General features: G+C 69.5%; 15 protein-coding genes. 7 read left to right on the top strand and 8 right to left on the bottom strand.

Annotated features, from left to right (window positions below):
• Positions 1–14: 14 nt before the first annotated feature.
• Together WFQ05_RS17070 and WFQ05_RS17065 are read left to right on the top strand one after the other, a co-directional pair.
• Complete coding sequence (locus WFQ05_RS17070) at positions 15–473, top strand: hypothetical protein (protein WP_165494604.1); 459 nt, start codon at positions 15–17, stop codon at positions 471–473.
• A gap of 131 nt (positions 474–604) precedes the next feature.
• A complete protein-coding gene (locus WFQ05_RS17065) occupies positions 605–1,102 on the top strand; it encodes a TspO/MBR family protein (protein WP_337054666.1) in 498 nt (165 codons plus the stop codon).
• Positions 1,103–1,207: 105 nt separating this feature from the next.
• Here the strand turns inward: WFQ05_RS17065 and WFQ05_RS17060 are convergent, their stop codons facing one another.
• Positions 1,208–2,428 carry a hypothetical protein gene (locus WFQ05_RS17060; RefSeq protein ID WP_337054665.1) on the bottom strand — a complete coding sequence of 407 codons (1,221 nt, stop codon included), beginning with the start codon at positions 2,426–2,428 and terminating at the stop codon, positions 1,208–1,210.
• Between the two features lie 198 nt (positions 2,429–2,626).
• Positions 2,627–3,157: a GNAT family N-acetyltransferase gene (locus WFQ05_RS17055; RefSeq protein WP_130535029.1), complete on the bottom strand. Its 531-nt coding sequence runs from the start codon at positions 3,155–3,157 to the stop codon at positions 2,627–2,629.
• A 140-nt stretch (positions 3,158–3,297) separates the two neighbouring features.
• On the opposite strand from WFQ05_RS17055, the gene WFQ05_RS17050 reads away from it, so the two are divergent.
• The 3 genes from WFQ05_RS17050 to WFQ05_RS17040 all read left to right on the top strand — a co-directional run bounded on the left by WFQ05_RS17050 (position 3,298) and on the right by WFQ05_RS17040 (position 6,888).
• The gene (locus WFQ05_RS17050; RefSeq protein ID WP_337054664.1) at positions 3,298–3,759 is read left to right on the top strand and encodes a YbaK/EbsC family protein; all 462 of its coding nucleotides are present in this window, start codon (positions 3,298–3,300) and stop codon (positions 3,757–3,759) included.
• A 403-nt stretch (positions 3,760–4,162) separates the two neighbouring features.
• On the top strand, positions 4,163–5,656 hold the full coding sequence (locus WFQ05_RS17045) for a DUF1800 domain-containing protein (protein WP_337054691.1): 1,494 nt from the start codon (positions 4,163–4,165) through the stop codon (positions 5,654–5,656).
• Between the two features lie 29 nt (positions 5,657–5,685).
• Positions 5,686–6,888 (top strand): DUF1501 domain-containing protein, encoded by a 1,203-nt coding sequence (locus WFQ05_RS17040; protein WP_337054663.1) that lies wholly within the window; start codon positions 5,686–5,688, stop codon positions 6,886–6,888.
• A 64-nt stretch (positions 6,889–6,952) separates the two neighbouring features.
• On the opposite strand, the gene WFQ05_RS17035 is transcribed toward WFQ05_RS17040, so the two are convergent.
• A complete protein-coding gene (locus WFQ05_RS17035) occupies positions 6,953–7,750 on the bottom strand; it encodes a hypothetical protein (RefSeq protein ID WP_337054662.1) in 798 nt (265 codons plus the stop codon).
• Positions 7,751–7,923: 173 nt separating this feature from the next.
• Positions 7,924–8,277 carry a DUF3147 family protein gene (locus WFQ05_RS17030; protein ID WP_130516726.1) on the bottom strand — a complete coding sequence of 118 codons (354 nt, stop codon included), beginning with the start codon at positions 8,275–8,277 and terminating at the stop codon, positions 7,924–7,926.
• 316 nt (positions 8,278–8,593) lie between these two features.
• On the opposite strand from WFQ05_RS17030, the gene WFQ05_RS17025 reads away from it, so the two are divergent.
• Positions 8,594–9,541, top strand: a complete 948-nt coding sequence (locus WFQ05_RS17025) for an amidohydrolase family protein (RefSeq protein ID WP_337054661.1) — start codon at positions 8,594–8,596, stop codon at positions 9,539–9,541.
• 80 nt (positions 9,542–9,621) lie between these two features.
• On the opposite strand, the gene WFQ05_RS17020 is transcribed toward WFQ05_RS17025, so the two are convergent.
• The 3 genes from WFQ05_RS17020 to WFQ05_RS17010 all read right to left on the bottom strand — a co-directional run bounded on the left by WFQ05_RS17020 (position 9,622) and on the right by WFQ05_RS17010 (position 11,926).
• The gene (locus WFQ05_RS17020) at positions 9,622–10,056 is read right to left on the bottom strand and encodes a DUF3597 domain-containing protein (RefSeq protein ID WP_130516731.1); all 435 of its coding nucleotides are present in this window, start codon (positions 10,054–10,056) and stop codon (positions 9,622–9,624) included.
• Positions 10,057–10,140: 84 nt separating this feature from the next.
• On the bottom strand, positions 10,141–11,298 hold the full coding sequence (locus WFQ05_RS17015) for a hypothetical protein (RefSeq protein WP_337054660.1): 1,158 nt from the start codon (positions 11,296–11,298) through the stop codon (positions 10,141–10,143).
• 37 nt (positions 11,299–11,335) lie between these two features.
• On the bottom strand, positions 11,336–11,926 hold the full coding sequence (locus tag WFQ05_RS17010; RefSeq protein WP_337054659.1) for an NAD(P)H-dependent oxidoreductase: 591 nt from the start codon (positions 11,924–11,926) through the stop codon (positions 11,336–11,338).
• 126 nt (positions 11,927–12,052) lie between these two features.
• On the opposite strand from WFQ05_RS17010, the gene WFQ05_RS17005 reads away from it, so the two are divergent.
• On the top strand, positions 12,053–13,294 hold the full coding sequence (locus WFQ05_RS17005; RefSeq protein ID WP_337054658.1) for a DUF1444 family protein: 1,242 nt from the start codon (positions 12,053–12,055) through the stop codon (positions 13,292–13,294).
• A gap of 71 nt (positions 13,295–13,365) precedes the next feature.
• Here WFQ05_RS17005 and WFQ05_RS17000 read toward each other — a convergent pair whose 3' ends face one another.
• Positions 13,366–14,982: an alpha/beta hydrolase-fold protein gene (locus WFQ05_RS17000; protein ID WP_337054657.1), complete on the bottom strand. Its 1,617-nt coding sequence runs from the start codon at positions 14,980–14,982 to the stop codon at positions 13,366–13,368.
• Positions 14,983–15,103 lie beyond the last annotated feature (121 nt).

Raw genomic sequence — 15,103 nt, 5'->3', positions numbered from 1 at the left:
AAAGGGGAAAACACATGAAGCGTGTTGTTTCGGCCGTCCTCGCGATGGCGAGCCTCTGCGTGGCCGGATGCGCCACCTACAACGTCGGCGGCGCATCGGCATCGGCGCAACTGAAGAAGTTCGAGCCGGTGCCCGGAAAATCGAGCCTGTATGTGTGCCGCGAGAAGGCCTTGCTGGTGGCGCGCGGGGTCAAGACCGTGGTCCTGGTCGACAACGAGCCGATCGGCGCACTGAAGGCCAACAGTTTCGTGCATACCGATCTCGCGCCCGGAAAGCACGGCGTGCTGCTGCGGCACGACGGCATCAATGCCGGCGCCGGCGGCTTCATGACCATCGACACCAAGCCCGACGAAGTACGCTTCCTGTGGGTGGGCGTCACCGGCCACGGCTGGGGTGTGCTGACGGTGGACAACTTCGATGACGAGGCCAAGGCGCGCCAATGCGTGCTGGGTGCCGAGTACTCGGTGCCCTGAGCCCGATTGGCCGGCATCCGCTGTAGCGGGCGTCGCGACGAATCCCGACGCGCCCCTGCCCCTTGCTGACGCCGCGCAGTCACGGGCGGCGCTAGGCTGCCGCGCGATATCGATCGCGTACGAGGTGTGGGATGCAAGGGGTTTCCGGAAAGCGCCAGGTGCTGGGGCTGGTCGGCTGGCTGCTGCTGGTGTTGGTCGCCGGCGCCATCGGCGCGGCGGCGTCGGTGCAGGCGGCGACTTTCTACGCCACGCTGGCACAGCCGTCCTGGGCGCCGCCGGCGGCGGTGTTCGGGCCGGTGTGGAGCGTGCTGTACGTGCTGATGGGCATCGCGGCGTGGCTGGTGTGGCGACGCGGCGGCTGGGCCGCGCAGCGGCGGGCGCTGACCGTGTTCGTGGCGCAGCTGGCGCTCAATGCGCTGTGGAGCTGGTTATTCTTCGGCTGGCACCTGGGCGCGGCGGCGATGCTGGACATCGTCGTGCTGTGGGTGCTGATCGTGGTCACGGTGGCGATGTTCTGGCGCGTGCGGCCGCTGGCAGGCTTGCTGCTGCTGCCGTATCTGGCGTGGGTCACTTTCGCCAGTGCGCTCAACTACGCGGTGTGGCAGCTCAACCCGCAGGCGCTGGGATGAGCGAAGCGGGCGGTCGGGAAATGAGCGATCGCAGCATCGACCGTCATGCGACCGTCATGCCGCCAACCGCGCTGCCTAAGCGGCTGGGGCCGTTCGACGCGGGCGTCAGAGGCCCTTCAACAGGCCGCGCAGCAGCTTCTTGCCGGTGCTTTCCTTCTCCGCGGGCTGGTTCGGGTCGCTGGCCGGCGACTGCGGGTCCTGGCCAGCGCCGCTGAGGTCCATGCCGAGCATGGCGCTGGCGGTGGACTTGGTGCGCACGCGCACGTTCCACTCCGGCGTCCAGGGCTGCTTGGGGTCGGCCGGCCTGGGCGGCCAGACCAGATTGGTTTCGGGGCCGTAGGCGATCATCGACAGCAGCCCCGCGCCGGTCTCGCCGCCGTCCTTGAGGATGCCCTTGGGGATCTGGCAGCGCGTGGTGTCCGCGCCCAGCAGCACCTTCTCCTTGACCCAGCGCTCCAGGCTGCCGCCGGGCAGGAAGTCCATCAGTCCGCTGCCCATGTCGGGCATCTCGGCGCTGCTCCACAGCACCATCTCATTGCCCTGCTTGGCCATGACGTTGATGAAGTAGGCGCCGGCGCGCGCCACCGGCTGCCAGCTCAGGACGATGCCGTCGGCCGGCGCGCCCTGCTGCTGCAGGACGATGTCGGGCATGAAGTCGGCCTGCGGGCCCAGGGTGAACTTCAGCGACTCCGGCACGCCTTGGCCGGTGATGCGGTGCTCGCCCTGCAGCGAGGCGCCACGCTCGGCGCGCTTGCGCGCCTTCTGGTTGGGCCATAGCGCGTAGCTGGGGTCGGGCCGCACGTCGCGGTCGGGCGCGCGGCGCGCCTCGATCGTGCCGCTGGCCTCGGGCATGCCGTTGCGCATGCGCACCTGGATCACGCGCGGCTGGCCGGGGCGGATGCTGGCGCCGCAGCCCCAGTACACCAGCATGCGCGCCTCGGTGGCTTCCATCAGTGGGCCGTCACCCTGCGAGTCGGGGATGACCGCCCGCGTGGGCGGCAGCAGCGGCAGGGCATCGCCCAGGCCCAGGCCGGTCGGAATCGCCTGCTGCGCGGGCAGACCGGGCGCCAGGGTGTTGTGCAGGGCGATGTCGAAGTACAGCCCACTCGCCCCGGCCGAACGCGCGTCGGGATAGCCCAGGTCCTGCTTGCCGCCCAGCATGCCGGCGAAGCGTCCCAGCGCGCCCAGGTCGGGCATGCCGGCCATCCTGTGGGTGTCCACGTCGATGAAGACCTGGGTCGGTGCGGCCGGCGCGGCGGCGCGGGTGGGCAGGGCCAGCAGCAGGCAGGCGGCGAGGGCGGCGGGCAGGAGGCGGTGGCTGGACATGGGCGTTCCGGTGGCGTGCGTGTCCCGGGAATGCGCAAAACGGCGCAGGGACAGGCCATGCGGCGCGCATCACGCGCCGATGCGCCGGGTGCGCGGCCCAAGGTGGTCGCGCCGGATTTGATCAGGTCGGTGGATCCGACCTTCCTGTCAGCCCTCGCGGCGTCGGAGTCCGTCGCGCCGCCGGCAGTGGGAGCGAGTTCAGCCGTCGACCGGCTGCGCGGGTGTTTCCAGCAGCAACTGGTAGAAGGCCAGGTCCAGCCAGCGGCCGAACTTGAAGCCCACCTGCGGCAGCGTGCCGACATGGCGGAAGCCCAGGCGTTCGTGCAGGGTCACGCTGGCGGTGTTGCTGGCGTCGATGCCGCCGATCATCGCGTGCAGGCCCTGCGCGCGTGCGGCCTCGATCAGCGCCTGCACCACCACCCGGCCCAGGCCCTGGCCGCGGTGGTCGGGATGCACGTACACCGAGTGCTCGACCGAATACTTGTAGGCCGGGAAGGCGCGGAAGGTGCCGTAGCTGCCGAAGGCCAGCAGCGTGCCGTGCGCGTCCTCCACGCCGATCACCGGGAAGCCGCCATCGCCCTTGGCCTTGAACCAGGCCGTCATCGTCGCCGGCGTGCGCACCGCGTACTCGTACAGCGCGGTGGAGTGGAGGATGGCATCGTTGAAGATGTCCAGGATCGCGGCGGCGTGCTGGTCGTGCGTGCAGCGCACGAGGGTGTGGGCGGACATGGGGCTCTCTGGGCGAGGGAACGGCGGCCGCGGGGCTTCGCGCAACGGCGGCGCAGGCAGGCAGAATAAGGCGTCGGCGTCATCGTGTCCCGGTGCCCGCCGCGAAGCTCGCCTTCCTTCCTGCCTTCAAGGAGCACGCCGTGTCGATCGATTCCGTCCGCGCCTTCTTTCAGCAGCACGCGCCCGAGGTGGAGGTGATCGAACACGCGCAGAGCACGGCCACCGTGGCGATGGCCGCCGAAGCGCTGGGCGTGACGCCGGGGCAGATCGCCAAGACGCTCGCCTTGGGCCTGGACGATGCGCTGTTGCTGCTGGTGATGGCCGGCGATGCGCGCTTGGACAACCAGAAGTTCAAGGCCGCCTTCGGCACCAAGCCGCGCATGCTGCCGCCGGAGCAGACCCTGGCGCTGACCGGGCATCCGGTCGGCGGCGTGTGCCCGTTCGGCTTGGCCGGACCGGCGCGCATCTGCTGCGATGTCTCCCTGCAGGCGCATGCCTTGGTGTATCCGGCCGCCGGCTCGCCCAACAGTGCCGTGTGCCTGGCGCCGACGCGCCTGGCCGACCTGGTGCAGGCGCAGTGGGTGGATGTGGGCAAGGCCTGAGCGCGGCGGTCGCGCCGGCGCGCTGAGGCGCGCTCGCACGAACCGCGTCGTCGCCTCCCGTGCGCATGGCGGTGGCGTGCGCTTTCCGCGCCGGCTTCCCTTCGGACGCCAACCGTGGCACGGTCGCAGCATCCGCCAACGCCGCGTTTCGCGGCCTCCCAGGCGACGTGCGTTGCCACGCGGCGCCACATCGCGCCACGTCTGAATCCGTGCCCCCCGCGCGGTCGCGTTCCGACAATTGCTTAACCCGCGTGCAAGACGCCGGGGCTAGGGTTTTCACGCGGCGCACATGGCCCGCAACGCCCGGAGGTGGTCGATGCACCCGCCTGCAACCCCGTCTGATGCTCTGCTCTCCCGTGCGCGTCGAAGCGCGTTGTCACTTGGCCTGTTGGCCGCGTCCGTCCTGTGCGCGTTGCCGGCCGCCGCGCGCGATGCCAGCCCGACCCCGGACCAGCTGCGCTGGCTGGAGCGGGTGCAGTTCGGCCTGGACAGCGCGAGCGTGGCCGCGCTCGGCCAGCAGGGCCAGCGCGACTACCTGCGCGCGCAGCTGCACCCGGATGCGGGCGATACCAATCTGCCCGCGGCGGTGCAGGCCCAGCTGCAGGGCTACGAAGGACTAAACGTGTCGGCGCCGGCGGCGCTGACGCAGCTGGCGGCGCGGCAGAAGGAGATCAACGCCATGCCCGACGGCGATGCCAAGGCCGCCGCGAAGAAGGCGCTGCAGGAACAGAAGAACCAGAACGTGCAGCAGGTGCGCCAGGCCGAATTGCTGCGCGCGGTCTACGACCCGGATCAGCTGCGCGAGCAACTGGTGTGGTTCTGGCTCAACCACTTCAGCGTGCAGGCCGACAAGGCGCGCGTGGGCTGGGTGCTGGGCGACTACGTCGATCGCGCCATCCGCCCGAATGCGCTGGGTCACTTCTCCGACCTGGTGCTGGCCACGCTCAAGAGCCCGGCCATGCTGGACTACCTGGACAACGCGCAGAACGCCAAGGGCAAGGTCAACGAGAACTACGCACGCGAGCTGATGGAGCTGCACACGCTCGGCGTGGACGCCGGCTATACCCAGCACGATGTGCAACAGCTGGCGCTGGTACTGACCGGCGTGGGCATTGCGCCGCCCGATCGCGACGGCCCGCCCAAGCTCAAGCCGGCCCAGCAGGGCCAGTACCTGCGCGAGGGCGCGTTCGAGTTCAACCCGGCGCGCCATCAGGAGGGCGACAAGACCCTGCTGGGCCAGCGCATCGCCGGCGGCGGCTTCGACGAGGTGCGCAGCGCGGTGGAACTCATCACCCGCCAGCCGGCGTGCGCGCGCTTCATCTCCAGCCAGCTGGCGCAGTACTTCGTCGCCGATACGCCGCCGCCGGCGCTGGTGGACAAGATGGCCAAGGCCTTCCTGCGCAGCGATGGCGACATCGCCAAGGTGATGGAGGTGATGGTGAGCTCGCGCGAGTTCGCCGATGCCGGCCAGCGCAAGTTCAAGGATCCGTACCGCTACCTGGTGTCCTCGATCCGCTTCGCCTACGACGGCCAGGTGATCGCCAACCCGGCGCCGCTGGTGGGCTGGCTGGGGCAGCTGGGCGAGCAGAGCTTCGGCCGGATCACGCCCGACGGCTGGCCGCTGGCCTCCGACGCGTGGAACAGCTCGGGCCAGATGGCCAAGCGCTTCGAGATCGCCCGCGCCATCGGTGGTGGCGATGCGCGGCTGTTCACGCCCGCCAAGGCCGATGGCAAGGCCGAGCAACAGGGCGGCTTCCCGATGCCGGCCTCGCGGCTGTTCTATGCCGCGATCGAGCCGACCTTGGCGCCGGCCACGCGCGAGGCGCTGGCCAAGGCGCGTTCGCAGCAGGAGTGGAACGCCTTTTTGCTGGCGTCTCCCGACTTCAACTACCGCTGATCCCTACATCCCTGCACGAGGGTGTTCCCATGAAACGTCGTGATTTCCTCATCGCCAGCGCACTGACCGCCGCCGCAAGCGGCAGCCTGGGCTGGTCCGGGCGGCTGTTCGCCGCTCCGCCGAAGGATCGCAGCCGGATGCTGGTGGTGTTCCTGCGCGGCGGTTACGACTGCAACAACCTGCTGGTGCCGGTGGCCAGCGATTTCTACTACGACGCGCGCCCGACCCTGGCCATCGCCAGGCCCGACCCGGCCAACGACAAGAGCGCCATCGCGCTGGACGCGCACTGGGGCCTCAACCCGGTGCTGCGCGACAGCCTGCTGCCGCTGTGGCAGAGGAAGCAGCTGGCGTTCGTGCCGTTCGCCGGCACCGACGACCTGTCGCGCAGCCACTTCGAGACCCAGGACGACATCGAATCGGGCGAGGCCGGCGCCGACCGGCACGACTATCGCTCCGGCTTCCTGGCGCGGCTGTCGGCGGTGATGACCGGCGTGCCGGCGATCGCCTTCACCGACTCGCTGCCGCTGAGTTTCCAGGGCGCCGGCGAGATCCCCAACCTGTCGCTGCGCAACGATGCCAAGCCGGTGTTCGATCCGCGCCAGTCCGACATCCTGGCCGGCATGTACCAGGGCACCCAGCTGGCCAGCGCGGCGCGCGATGGCCTGGCCCTGCGCCAGCAGGTGAGCCAGGCGCTGCAGCAGGAGATGATGCAGGCCAGCCGCGGCGCGGCCAGCGCGCGCAGCTTCGCCGACGAGACCCGGCGCATGGCCGTGCTGATGCGCGACAAGTACCGGCTGGGCTTCGTCGATGTCGGCGGCTGGGACACGCACGTCAACCAGGGCAGCACCGACGGCCAGCTGGCCAACAACCTCAAGAACCTCGGCCAGGGCCTGGCGGCCTATGCCGATGCGCTGGGCGACGATTGGAACGACACGGTGGTGGTGGTGCTGAGCGAGTTCGGCCGCACCTTCCGCGAGAACGGCGACAAGGGCACCGACCATGGCCACGGCACCACGTACTGGGTGCTGGGCGGCGGCGTCAAAGGCGGGCGCATCGCCGGGCCGCAGGTGGACGTGACACAGGCCAACCTGCTGCAGAACCGCGACTATCCGGTGCTGACCAACTACCGCGAGCTGTTCGGCGGCCTGCTGCAGCGCATGTGGGGCTTGAACGGCACCCAGCTTGAGCAGGTCTTCCCCGGCGCCAAGCCGAAGGATCTGCAGCTGGTGTGAGTTACGACAAAGCGACAGGGCGCCACGCGGCGCCCTGTCGTGTCTTCAGTGTGTCGGATCGGACTCAGCCGCGGCGTCCGCCGTCGAAGGGCTCGTCGGACAGATAGGCATCGCGCACCGCGCCCTTGGCCTCGTCCCAGTCCAGGCGCGAGCTGCCGCGCGCGCTGTTCCAGCCCAGGCGCAGCTCGTCGGCGACGGTGTCGTCCCACATGCGCCCGCCGAAGTCGCTGCTGAAACGCGAGCGGGTACCATAGCGGTAGGCCGGCACGAAGTCCTCGTACTGGTGCTCCGGGCCGCGATACGGCGCACGTTCGAAGTGCGTGCGGAAGCGCTCGTCGCTGTCGGCATAGGCCAGATGGCTGCGGTCGGCGCGCTCCCAGGCATCGCGCGCGGCGGGGCGGGCCTGCTCCCATTCCAGCGTGGAGGTGCCGCGGTTGCGCGGCCAGTCGCGTTCCAGCTCGGCCTCGCGTTCCTCCCAGCTGCGGCCGGGCTCGGCCTCGCGCGCCTGCAGGCCATAGCCGTAGACGCTGGCGTAGTCGCGATCGAAGTCCTTGGCCGGATCGTAATAGGGACGGTGCTTGTGCGCGGCGCGCCAGTAGTCGGCCTCGACGGTTGGGTCGAGTTTCTCGGCCACGCCCTTGCCGACGGCGCCACCGGCGACCACGCCCACCGCCGCGCCGATCAGGGTGCCGATCGGTCCCAGGACCGAACCGGCCGCCGCGCCGACGGCGGCGCCACCGACCACGCCACCAACGCCCACGCCGACCGGATGCGCGCCGGGCGTGCCGGTGATGGGATCGCGGTTCGGATTGGCGACGGTCTCATCGACGGTCGGGTCGTACTTTTCATTGGCCCTGCTCACTTGCATCTCCCATGTCCGGCCGCGACGTGCGGCCGTTGCTGTGGGAACGACGGTGCAAGCCGCGCCGTTAACCACCCGTGGCACCGGCGTGAGCAAGTGTTCGGATGCGTTGGAGCGTTAGGTCTTGTGAGCGGGCCTGCACAAGCGTGAGCAGGGCAGATTGCGAGCCTTGCTTACGGCAGCAGCTGGATCCCGAACGGCCGCACCGCCAGGGCGAACAGCCAGAAGCACACCACGGTCAGCGCCGCGCTGGCGCCCAGCGTCCACCAGAAGCCCAGCCGCGGCAGCAGCAGGGGGAAGGCGAGGAACATCGGTAGCGTCGGTACCACGTACCAGAAGGTGTACCAGGCATGGTTGGCGATCTTCTCCGCCGGCTGCCGCTCCAGCTGCAGCCAGACCAGGGCCAGCAGCGTGACCAGCGGCAGCGCGGCGAGCAGGCCGCCGAGCCGGTCGCTGCGCTTGGCCGCTTCGGACACGACCACGACGATCAGCGCGGTGACGGCGTACTTGGCGATGAGCCAGGGCATAAGCAGCGTTCGTTTGGGAGAGGGGCGAGGCAGTCTAAGGCGCGCTCCGGGCGCAGACGACGCGCGTCACCGACCGTCGCTGAAATCCCTCCACCGTCATTCCCGCGAACGCGGGAATCCAGGGGCTTTGGCCTTTCAGCGCGCCAGGCGCCGGCTTTCCGCTTCCGCGGAAACGACGAAGTGCTGCGGACCGTTCTAGACTAGCCCCCTGCGCCAGAGGCTGTCCGGCGCGCTCCGCAGTCCACGTTGACTGGGAAGCCTGGCGCCTTTGCGACCCCTTCCGGGGCGCCCGTGCCGACCGTTTGGGGAAACGCGTATGCAACTTCGAATCCTGATGCTCGTCCTGAGCGTCCTGCAGGGGCGTCTGCTGATGCCAGGGCTGCTGTGCCTGCTGGTGGCCAGCATGGCCTGGGTGGCCGTGGCCGAGCCCGAGCGCGGGCCGCTGATCCTCGACATGCACCTGCACGCCCTGCCGGCGCCGGGCGCCGCGCCTGCGCCCTGTCTCGAGACGGGCGGGAGCTGTGCGGCGCCCGATGCCGCCGCCGCGCACCGGCATACCCAGGCCCAGCTGCGCCGCTACAACGTGATCGGCCTGGCCGCCGTGCAGGACAGCGGCCAGGCCATGCCGGCGTCCGAAGCGCGCGCGCCCGGCCACCTGGCGCTGGACCCGCTGCGCATCGACGCGGCGACCGAGGCGCGGGTCCAGGCGCTGCGCGCCAGCGGCCAGCTGACCCTGCTCGGCCTGCGCCGCCCGGCGACGGACATGGCGCTGGACGATCCGCGCATGGAACCGCTTTGGCAGCTGGCCACGCGGGTGGACCTGCCGGTCGGCCTGTACCTGGGCAGCCAGGACGCCAGCCAGGCCGGCGCTGACGCCGAGCTGGAGGCGCTGCAGCGCGTGCTGGCCCGGCATCCGCAGCTGCGCCTGGACCTGGTGCACGGGGCGCAGCCGCTCTCCGAGGCGCTGCTGGCCGTGCTCGATGCCCATCCGCAGGTGTACCTGGACGTCGGTCAGCTGGTCGCAGGCCAGGACCGCCCGGCCTTCTACCGCGACCTGCGGGCCATCCTCGATGCCGGCCTGGGCGACCAGGTGATGTTCGGCTCGGGCAGCCCGGCCTGGCCGGCTTCGATCGGCGCGTCCATCGACACCGTGCGCCGCGCGCCATTCCTGGACGATGGCCAGAAGCGCGACATCTTCTACAACAACGCCGCGCGCTTCCTGCGCCTGGAGCGCCAGCCGGCGCCGGCGTCGCGCACGATCTGAACGAAAAAACCGCGCGCCATCACAGGGATGGCGCGCGGTTCGAGGCGTGCGAGGCCGCCGGCAGGCGGCCCGGCGCGGGATCAGTCCTTCAGCTCGGCCGGCACCTTGCCGCCGTTCTCGGCCAGCTTCTTCATCACCGCCTTGTGCAGGGCGATGTTCTGCTCGGCGCTGCCGGCCTCGCCGGCGTGGACGTTCAGCTCCTCGGCCAGCTCCTTGCGGGCGGTCAGGCTGGAATCCAGGTCGAGCAGCTTGAGCAGGTCGACGATGGAGTGCTGCCAGTCGCTCTTACCGCCCTTGCGCGCGGCGATGTCGGTCAACACGGCGGCGACATCGACCGGCTCGGCCGGCGTCGCGGGCGCAGGCGTCCGCGCGGGCGGGGCGATGCCAGCGGTGGCTTCGCTGCCGTCGACGATGACCACTTCGGGCTTGGCCGTGGCGCTCGGCGTGGCCGCGGTGGTGGCCTGCGGCGAGGCGTGGCCGAAGATCTTGTTGACGATGCTGGAGAAGAGGCCCATCGCGATGTCTCCTTGTATGACGGTGGAACGGGGAGGCTAGCGACCCGGTCGCTCAGATCGGATGAAGCCGCCGCGTCGGCCGCGTTACGGGGCCAGCGAGATCGGCACGAAGGTGGCCTGGGTGAGCACCGGGGACTGCCATTCCTCCTTGCCGCCATGGCCGGCGTACCAGGTGCTGCCATCGCGCTTGACCAGGTAGGTGCCGTAACTCAGCGAGAACACCAGGTCGATGTCGCGCACGGTGAGGCGCTTGGGCTGCTTCACGTAGCCGGTCTTCTGGCCCAGGCCCAGGGTGCCCCAGTCGGTATTGCCCCAGCCCATCGCGCTGCCGTCCTCGAACTGGGCGATGGCGTTGTACATGGACAGCTGCACCGCCTTGGGCCCACGCACGCCGGGCACCGGTAGCGGCTGCACGGAGAAGCGCTCCGGCGGATCGTCCCGGAGCCCGTCGCCGAGCATGTAGTTGCCGCGGGTGCCCCACGCGAGCAGCGTGCCGTCGCGCCGGATGGCCATCGAGGTGTAGGCGCCGGCGGCGATTGCGACCACCTCGTTCAGGCCATCGACGGCGGCGGGCAGGTCCAGTGCGGGCTCCTGCACCGGCTGGCGGCCCAACTGCCCATAGCGGTTGCTGCCCCAGGACAGCACCGTGCCGTCGCGGCGCAGCGCCAGCGTGTGCGTGAAGCCCATGGCGACCTGGGTGATGTCGGTGGCGCCGGGTACGCGCACCGGCGTCAGCGCGGGCGGGCTGGCCTCGCCCCAGCGCTTGTTCGCCAGGCCGTCGCCGATCCTGCCTTCTTCGCGCCGGCCCCAGGCGCGCAGCGTGCCGTCTTCGAGCAGGGCGATGGCGGTGCCTTCCCGGCCATAGAGGTGGCGCACCGGGGGCAGCGCCACCTGCATGACGCCGCCACCCCCGCCGCCCCAGGCCAGGACACGGCCGTCCTCGGTCAGCGCATAGCTGTTTTCGCCGCCGCCGGCGATCTCACGGATGCGGGCCGGCAGCGCGATCGCCGTCGGACGCGCCCAGCGCGTGCTGCCGTACTGCTGCGGGTTCGGCCCCAGCTGCCCGTCCTTGAACGTGCCCCAGCCCACGACCGTGCCGTCCTCGCGTAGCGCGAGCATGGTCCCGTCCGAGCCGCTGAGCTGGACGATCCGCGGCTCGGCCGCGGAGGCGGAGAGCAGGGGGAACAGGAGCAGGCACAGGACCAGCAGCGCGCGCATGGCGGATTCCAGCAGGCAGGACATGCCAGAACACGCAAAACGGGGCCTGCAGGGGACGTGGTCAGTACGGCGGCTTGTGTTTGGCGCGCTGGGTGCGCGCGGCCTCGGTCCACCAGGCCAGATCGTCGGCGAAGCGCGCGAAGCTCCTTTCCAGCGACTTGCCGGCCTCCTCGATCGGCTGGCCGTCCGCATCCAGCGTCTTGCCGATCGGACCGACGGTGACGGTGCTGGAGATCACCACCATGCCCATCTCCGTGAGCGTGCCATGCCAGGCGAAACTGGCGTGCGCGCCAGACAGGCGGCCGGCCGAGTAGCTGACGATGCCGGCCGGGCGCCAGAACCATTCCTCGAGGAAATGGTCGGTGAGGTTCTTCAGCCCCGGCTGCATGCCCCAGTTGTATTCGCCGGTGACGAACACGAAACCATCGGCCGTTCGGATCTTCTCGGCCAGCGCCTCCATCGCCGGCGGCGCCTCGCCCTTGGGATATTCCTTGTACATGCGGTCCAGCATCGGCAGGTCGACCGCCTTGGCGTCGATCAGCTCGGCCTGCGCGCCGCGCGCGTTGAGCGTGCGCACCGCGTACTCGGCCAGGCGGATGCCCATGCGGTCGCTGCGATAGGAACCATAGAACACGAGGATACGGTCGGACATGGGCGTGAGATCCATTTCTGGGGAGGAAGTTCGGAGGGCTCATCGTAGTGGGATGCACGCATCGTCTGTGTGTTGTCCTATAAGTGAAGCAGCGCGATCATGCCGCCCTGAACAAAAGGCAAGGCCGTGCTGACCAGACTGTTCGACGTCATCTTTCGCAGAGCGCTGTTTCGCGATGCATTCGCCCGCCGATACATGGCGTGCCTGCGTGAGTCTGGGCTGAGCGGCTCGCTGGTGTACGAGCCGGACGCGTTCCGCATCGTGACCGACTACGGCATCGCCAACCTGGATAATGCCTACCGTGCGTACAGACAGGCGCCGCGTGGCCAGCGCAAGGCTGTCATCGTGCGATATGCCGCGCTGATGCCACGCGAGCACGTCAAGGACAGGTCATGGGATGAGGTCCGCGACCAACTGCGGCCGGTGATCCGCAACCGCGGTTCCTTCGTCGAGAGCAGTCTCGATGTGGTCCTCAAGAAGGGGTGGGACGCTTATCATCAGCCCGTCGGACGTCCATGGGGGGAGGATTGCTTCGAGTTGCTGGCGGTCGATGCAGGAGAGGTCATCACCACGTTCACCAACGGCCCTTCCAAGGCGTGGAACGTGAGTCTCGATCAGGCGCTCGGAATGGCGCGCACGCAGCTTCGTGACGTGACGCCAAATGCCTTCAGGGAGCATCTTCCCGGCGTGTACATCGGAGCCTGGTCCGACGGTTACGACAGTAGCCGCGTGCTGCTGCCTGACGTCGTTCACCGGGCGCCGGTAGGCGGCAGCCCGGTCTTCATGATTCCCACCCGTGATGTCGTACTGGTCGCCAGCGCATCCGACGAATCCGCGCTTCGGCGGATGGCGCGGTCCGCGCTGGAGTTCGCACGGGAGGGGCGTGTGGTTTCGGCAGGGATGTACACCTACCACGACGCAAATGTCGTGTCGTTTCCGCTCAAGGACCCGGAGGTCCGGTGTTGCCTGGATGAGTTGCGACGTGACATCGACCAGGAGCAGTACGCGCAACAGAAGCGTGTACTGGACAAGATCAACCAGGCGCTGGGAGAGGATGTCTTCGTCGCCACTTGCCTGCGTGCCACATACCGCGACGCGTCTGAAGTGTGCGGCGCCACGCCCTCTTATCTTCTGGCCACATGGACCGAGGGGATAGCGACCTCCTTGCCCAAGGCGGATCGCATCGCGTTCGTGGTGACGAGCGGCAGCCGGGCCGGAGATACGCTTGTGGTGGATTGGAGTGCGGCGATGCCGCTGCTGGGCGACTTATTGAGCGATGATCGCGCGTTGTATCCACCGCGCTTCAAGGTCAACGGCTTTCCACCGGAGGATGTGCTCTGCCAGCTTGAAGCGATCCGCACCGCCTGAGCGGGCGCCTATCGCCCTGGCAGGTGAGGGACGCGGCGATGGCCCATGGTTGCCACCGCCGCGCTTGCGGCCTACTGGCCCGGCCGGGCCACCGCGTACATTTCCTTGGCGATCTGCTTGAGCAGGGCGTTGTTGTCCTCGCCTTCCTTGTACAGGTCGAAGTGGGTGCGGCCGTCCAGGAAACGGAAGTCGCTCCTGGCGTGCAGGCCGTCGAGCACGGCCTGGAACTTGTGCGCCGCGCCGTCCAGATAGAACGTGTCGGCGGTACCGACGATCACGTGGATCTTGCCGTCCAGGTCGGGCCTCAGTTGCGGCCACTGCGCTGCCACGCGTGCGGCGATGTCGTAATGCGCTTTCCAGTAGGCCACGACCTTGGGATCGACCTGGCCGGTGTCGCGATCGAACATCGGCATCGGTGCGCCGTCGACGCCGCGCGGCGAGAACACCCATTCGAACGAGGCCATCTGCCCGCCGTACGGACCCAGCACGCGCTCGAGCTTGATGAAGGTCTCCGCGGTGGCGATGACCTTGCCCGCATCGCGCACCAGCGGCACGGCGCCGCCGTCGGGCCGGCGGTATATGTTGGCGTTCGGCGCGTAGAGATCCACGCCGGTGAAGTCGTGGAAGTCGCTCGGATCCGGCGAGGTCGACCAGGTGCCGCCGAACAGCTTCGGGTAGCGCGTCTGCAGCCACAGCGTGGCCCAGCCGCCGGACGAGTGACCGGTGAGGAAGCGGCCGGAGGGCTTGCCGTCCATGCGGTACTGCTTTTCCAGCGCCGGGATGAGTTCCTCGGTCAGCGCCGTGCCCCACGGGCCGTTGTTGACCGAGTCGGCGAACTCATGCGTGCCGGTCGGCGTGGCCTGATCCAGGAACACCCAGATCATCGCCGGCATCTGCTGGCGCGCCATGGCGTCCCAGGTGGTCACGATGCTGCCGGCGAAGCTGTCGTAGTCGCCGGTGAACCCATGGGTCACATACACGGTGGGATAGCGCGTGGCCGCCTTGGCGTCGTAGCCGGGCGGCACCAGCACGCGAGCGCGCAGCTGGATGTCGCGGCCCCAGAACGCGCTCAGCGCCGGGCTGGTGATCGAGGCGTCGAAGCTGTGCGCCTTGGCCTGCGGCAGCGCGGCGCGCGCGGCCTCGGGCAGGCGCGGCGACAGCGCCCACGGGTCGGACTTGGTCGGCAGCGTCTGCGTCAGCGACAGACTCGGCAGCGGCTTGCCCTTGCCCAGCGTCACCTGCGTGACCGCGCTGACCAGGTCGCCGCCGTTGCGGCCGGTGTAGTTGTAGCTATGGTCGACATCCAGCACGGCCTGCACGAGGTAGTCGCCATCGGCCAGCGTGGAGAACGGCGCCGGGAACGCGATCTGGTCCAGGTCCACCTGCACGCTTGCGCCCCCTCCCAGATGCGTCACCTCCTGCGCGGCAATGGATACCGACTTGGGCGAGAACGGGCTGGTGTCGATCGAGGTGACCTGGCCGTCCTTGGCGGCGGCTTGCGCCGCCTTGGCCTCGGTGGCGAACACCAGCAGCCGCCCCGAGGTCGGCGCGGCGCCGGCCGGCAGGGTCACCTGGACGAAGCGATGCGGCGCGGGCGTCGTCGCCGATGCAGCCTGCGCCTGCAGGGACGGCCCGTAGGCACTGAAGGCCAGCGCCAGGGCGGTGGCGGTTACGAGACGATGCAGCATGGAAGCCCCCAGGTTGGATGACGCGTGCTCGAGATGCGCAGTGTAGGTGTTTCGTCCATCGCTCAGCCCTGCGCCACCTCGGGACGATCGCGGTGTTCGGCGTGCGCGGCGACGTCGGCCC

The organism is Pseudoxanthomonas sp. USHLN014 (genome assembly GCF_037153335.1).
In the GTDB taxonomy this organism is placed as follows: Bacteria; Pseudomonadota; Gammaproteobacteria; order Xanthomonadales; family Xanthomonadaceae; genus Pseudoxanthomonas_A; species Pseudoxanthomonas_A winnipegensis.
The sequence above is the reverse complement of the archived record's forward strand: the minus strand, read 5'-3'. Positions and strand labels throughout refer to the sequence as shown.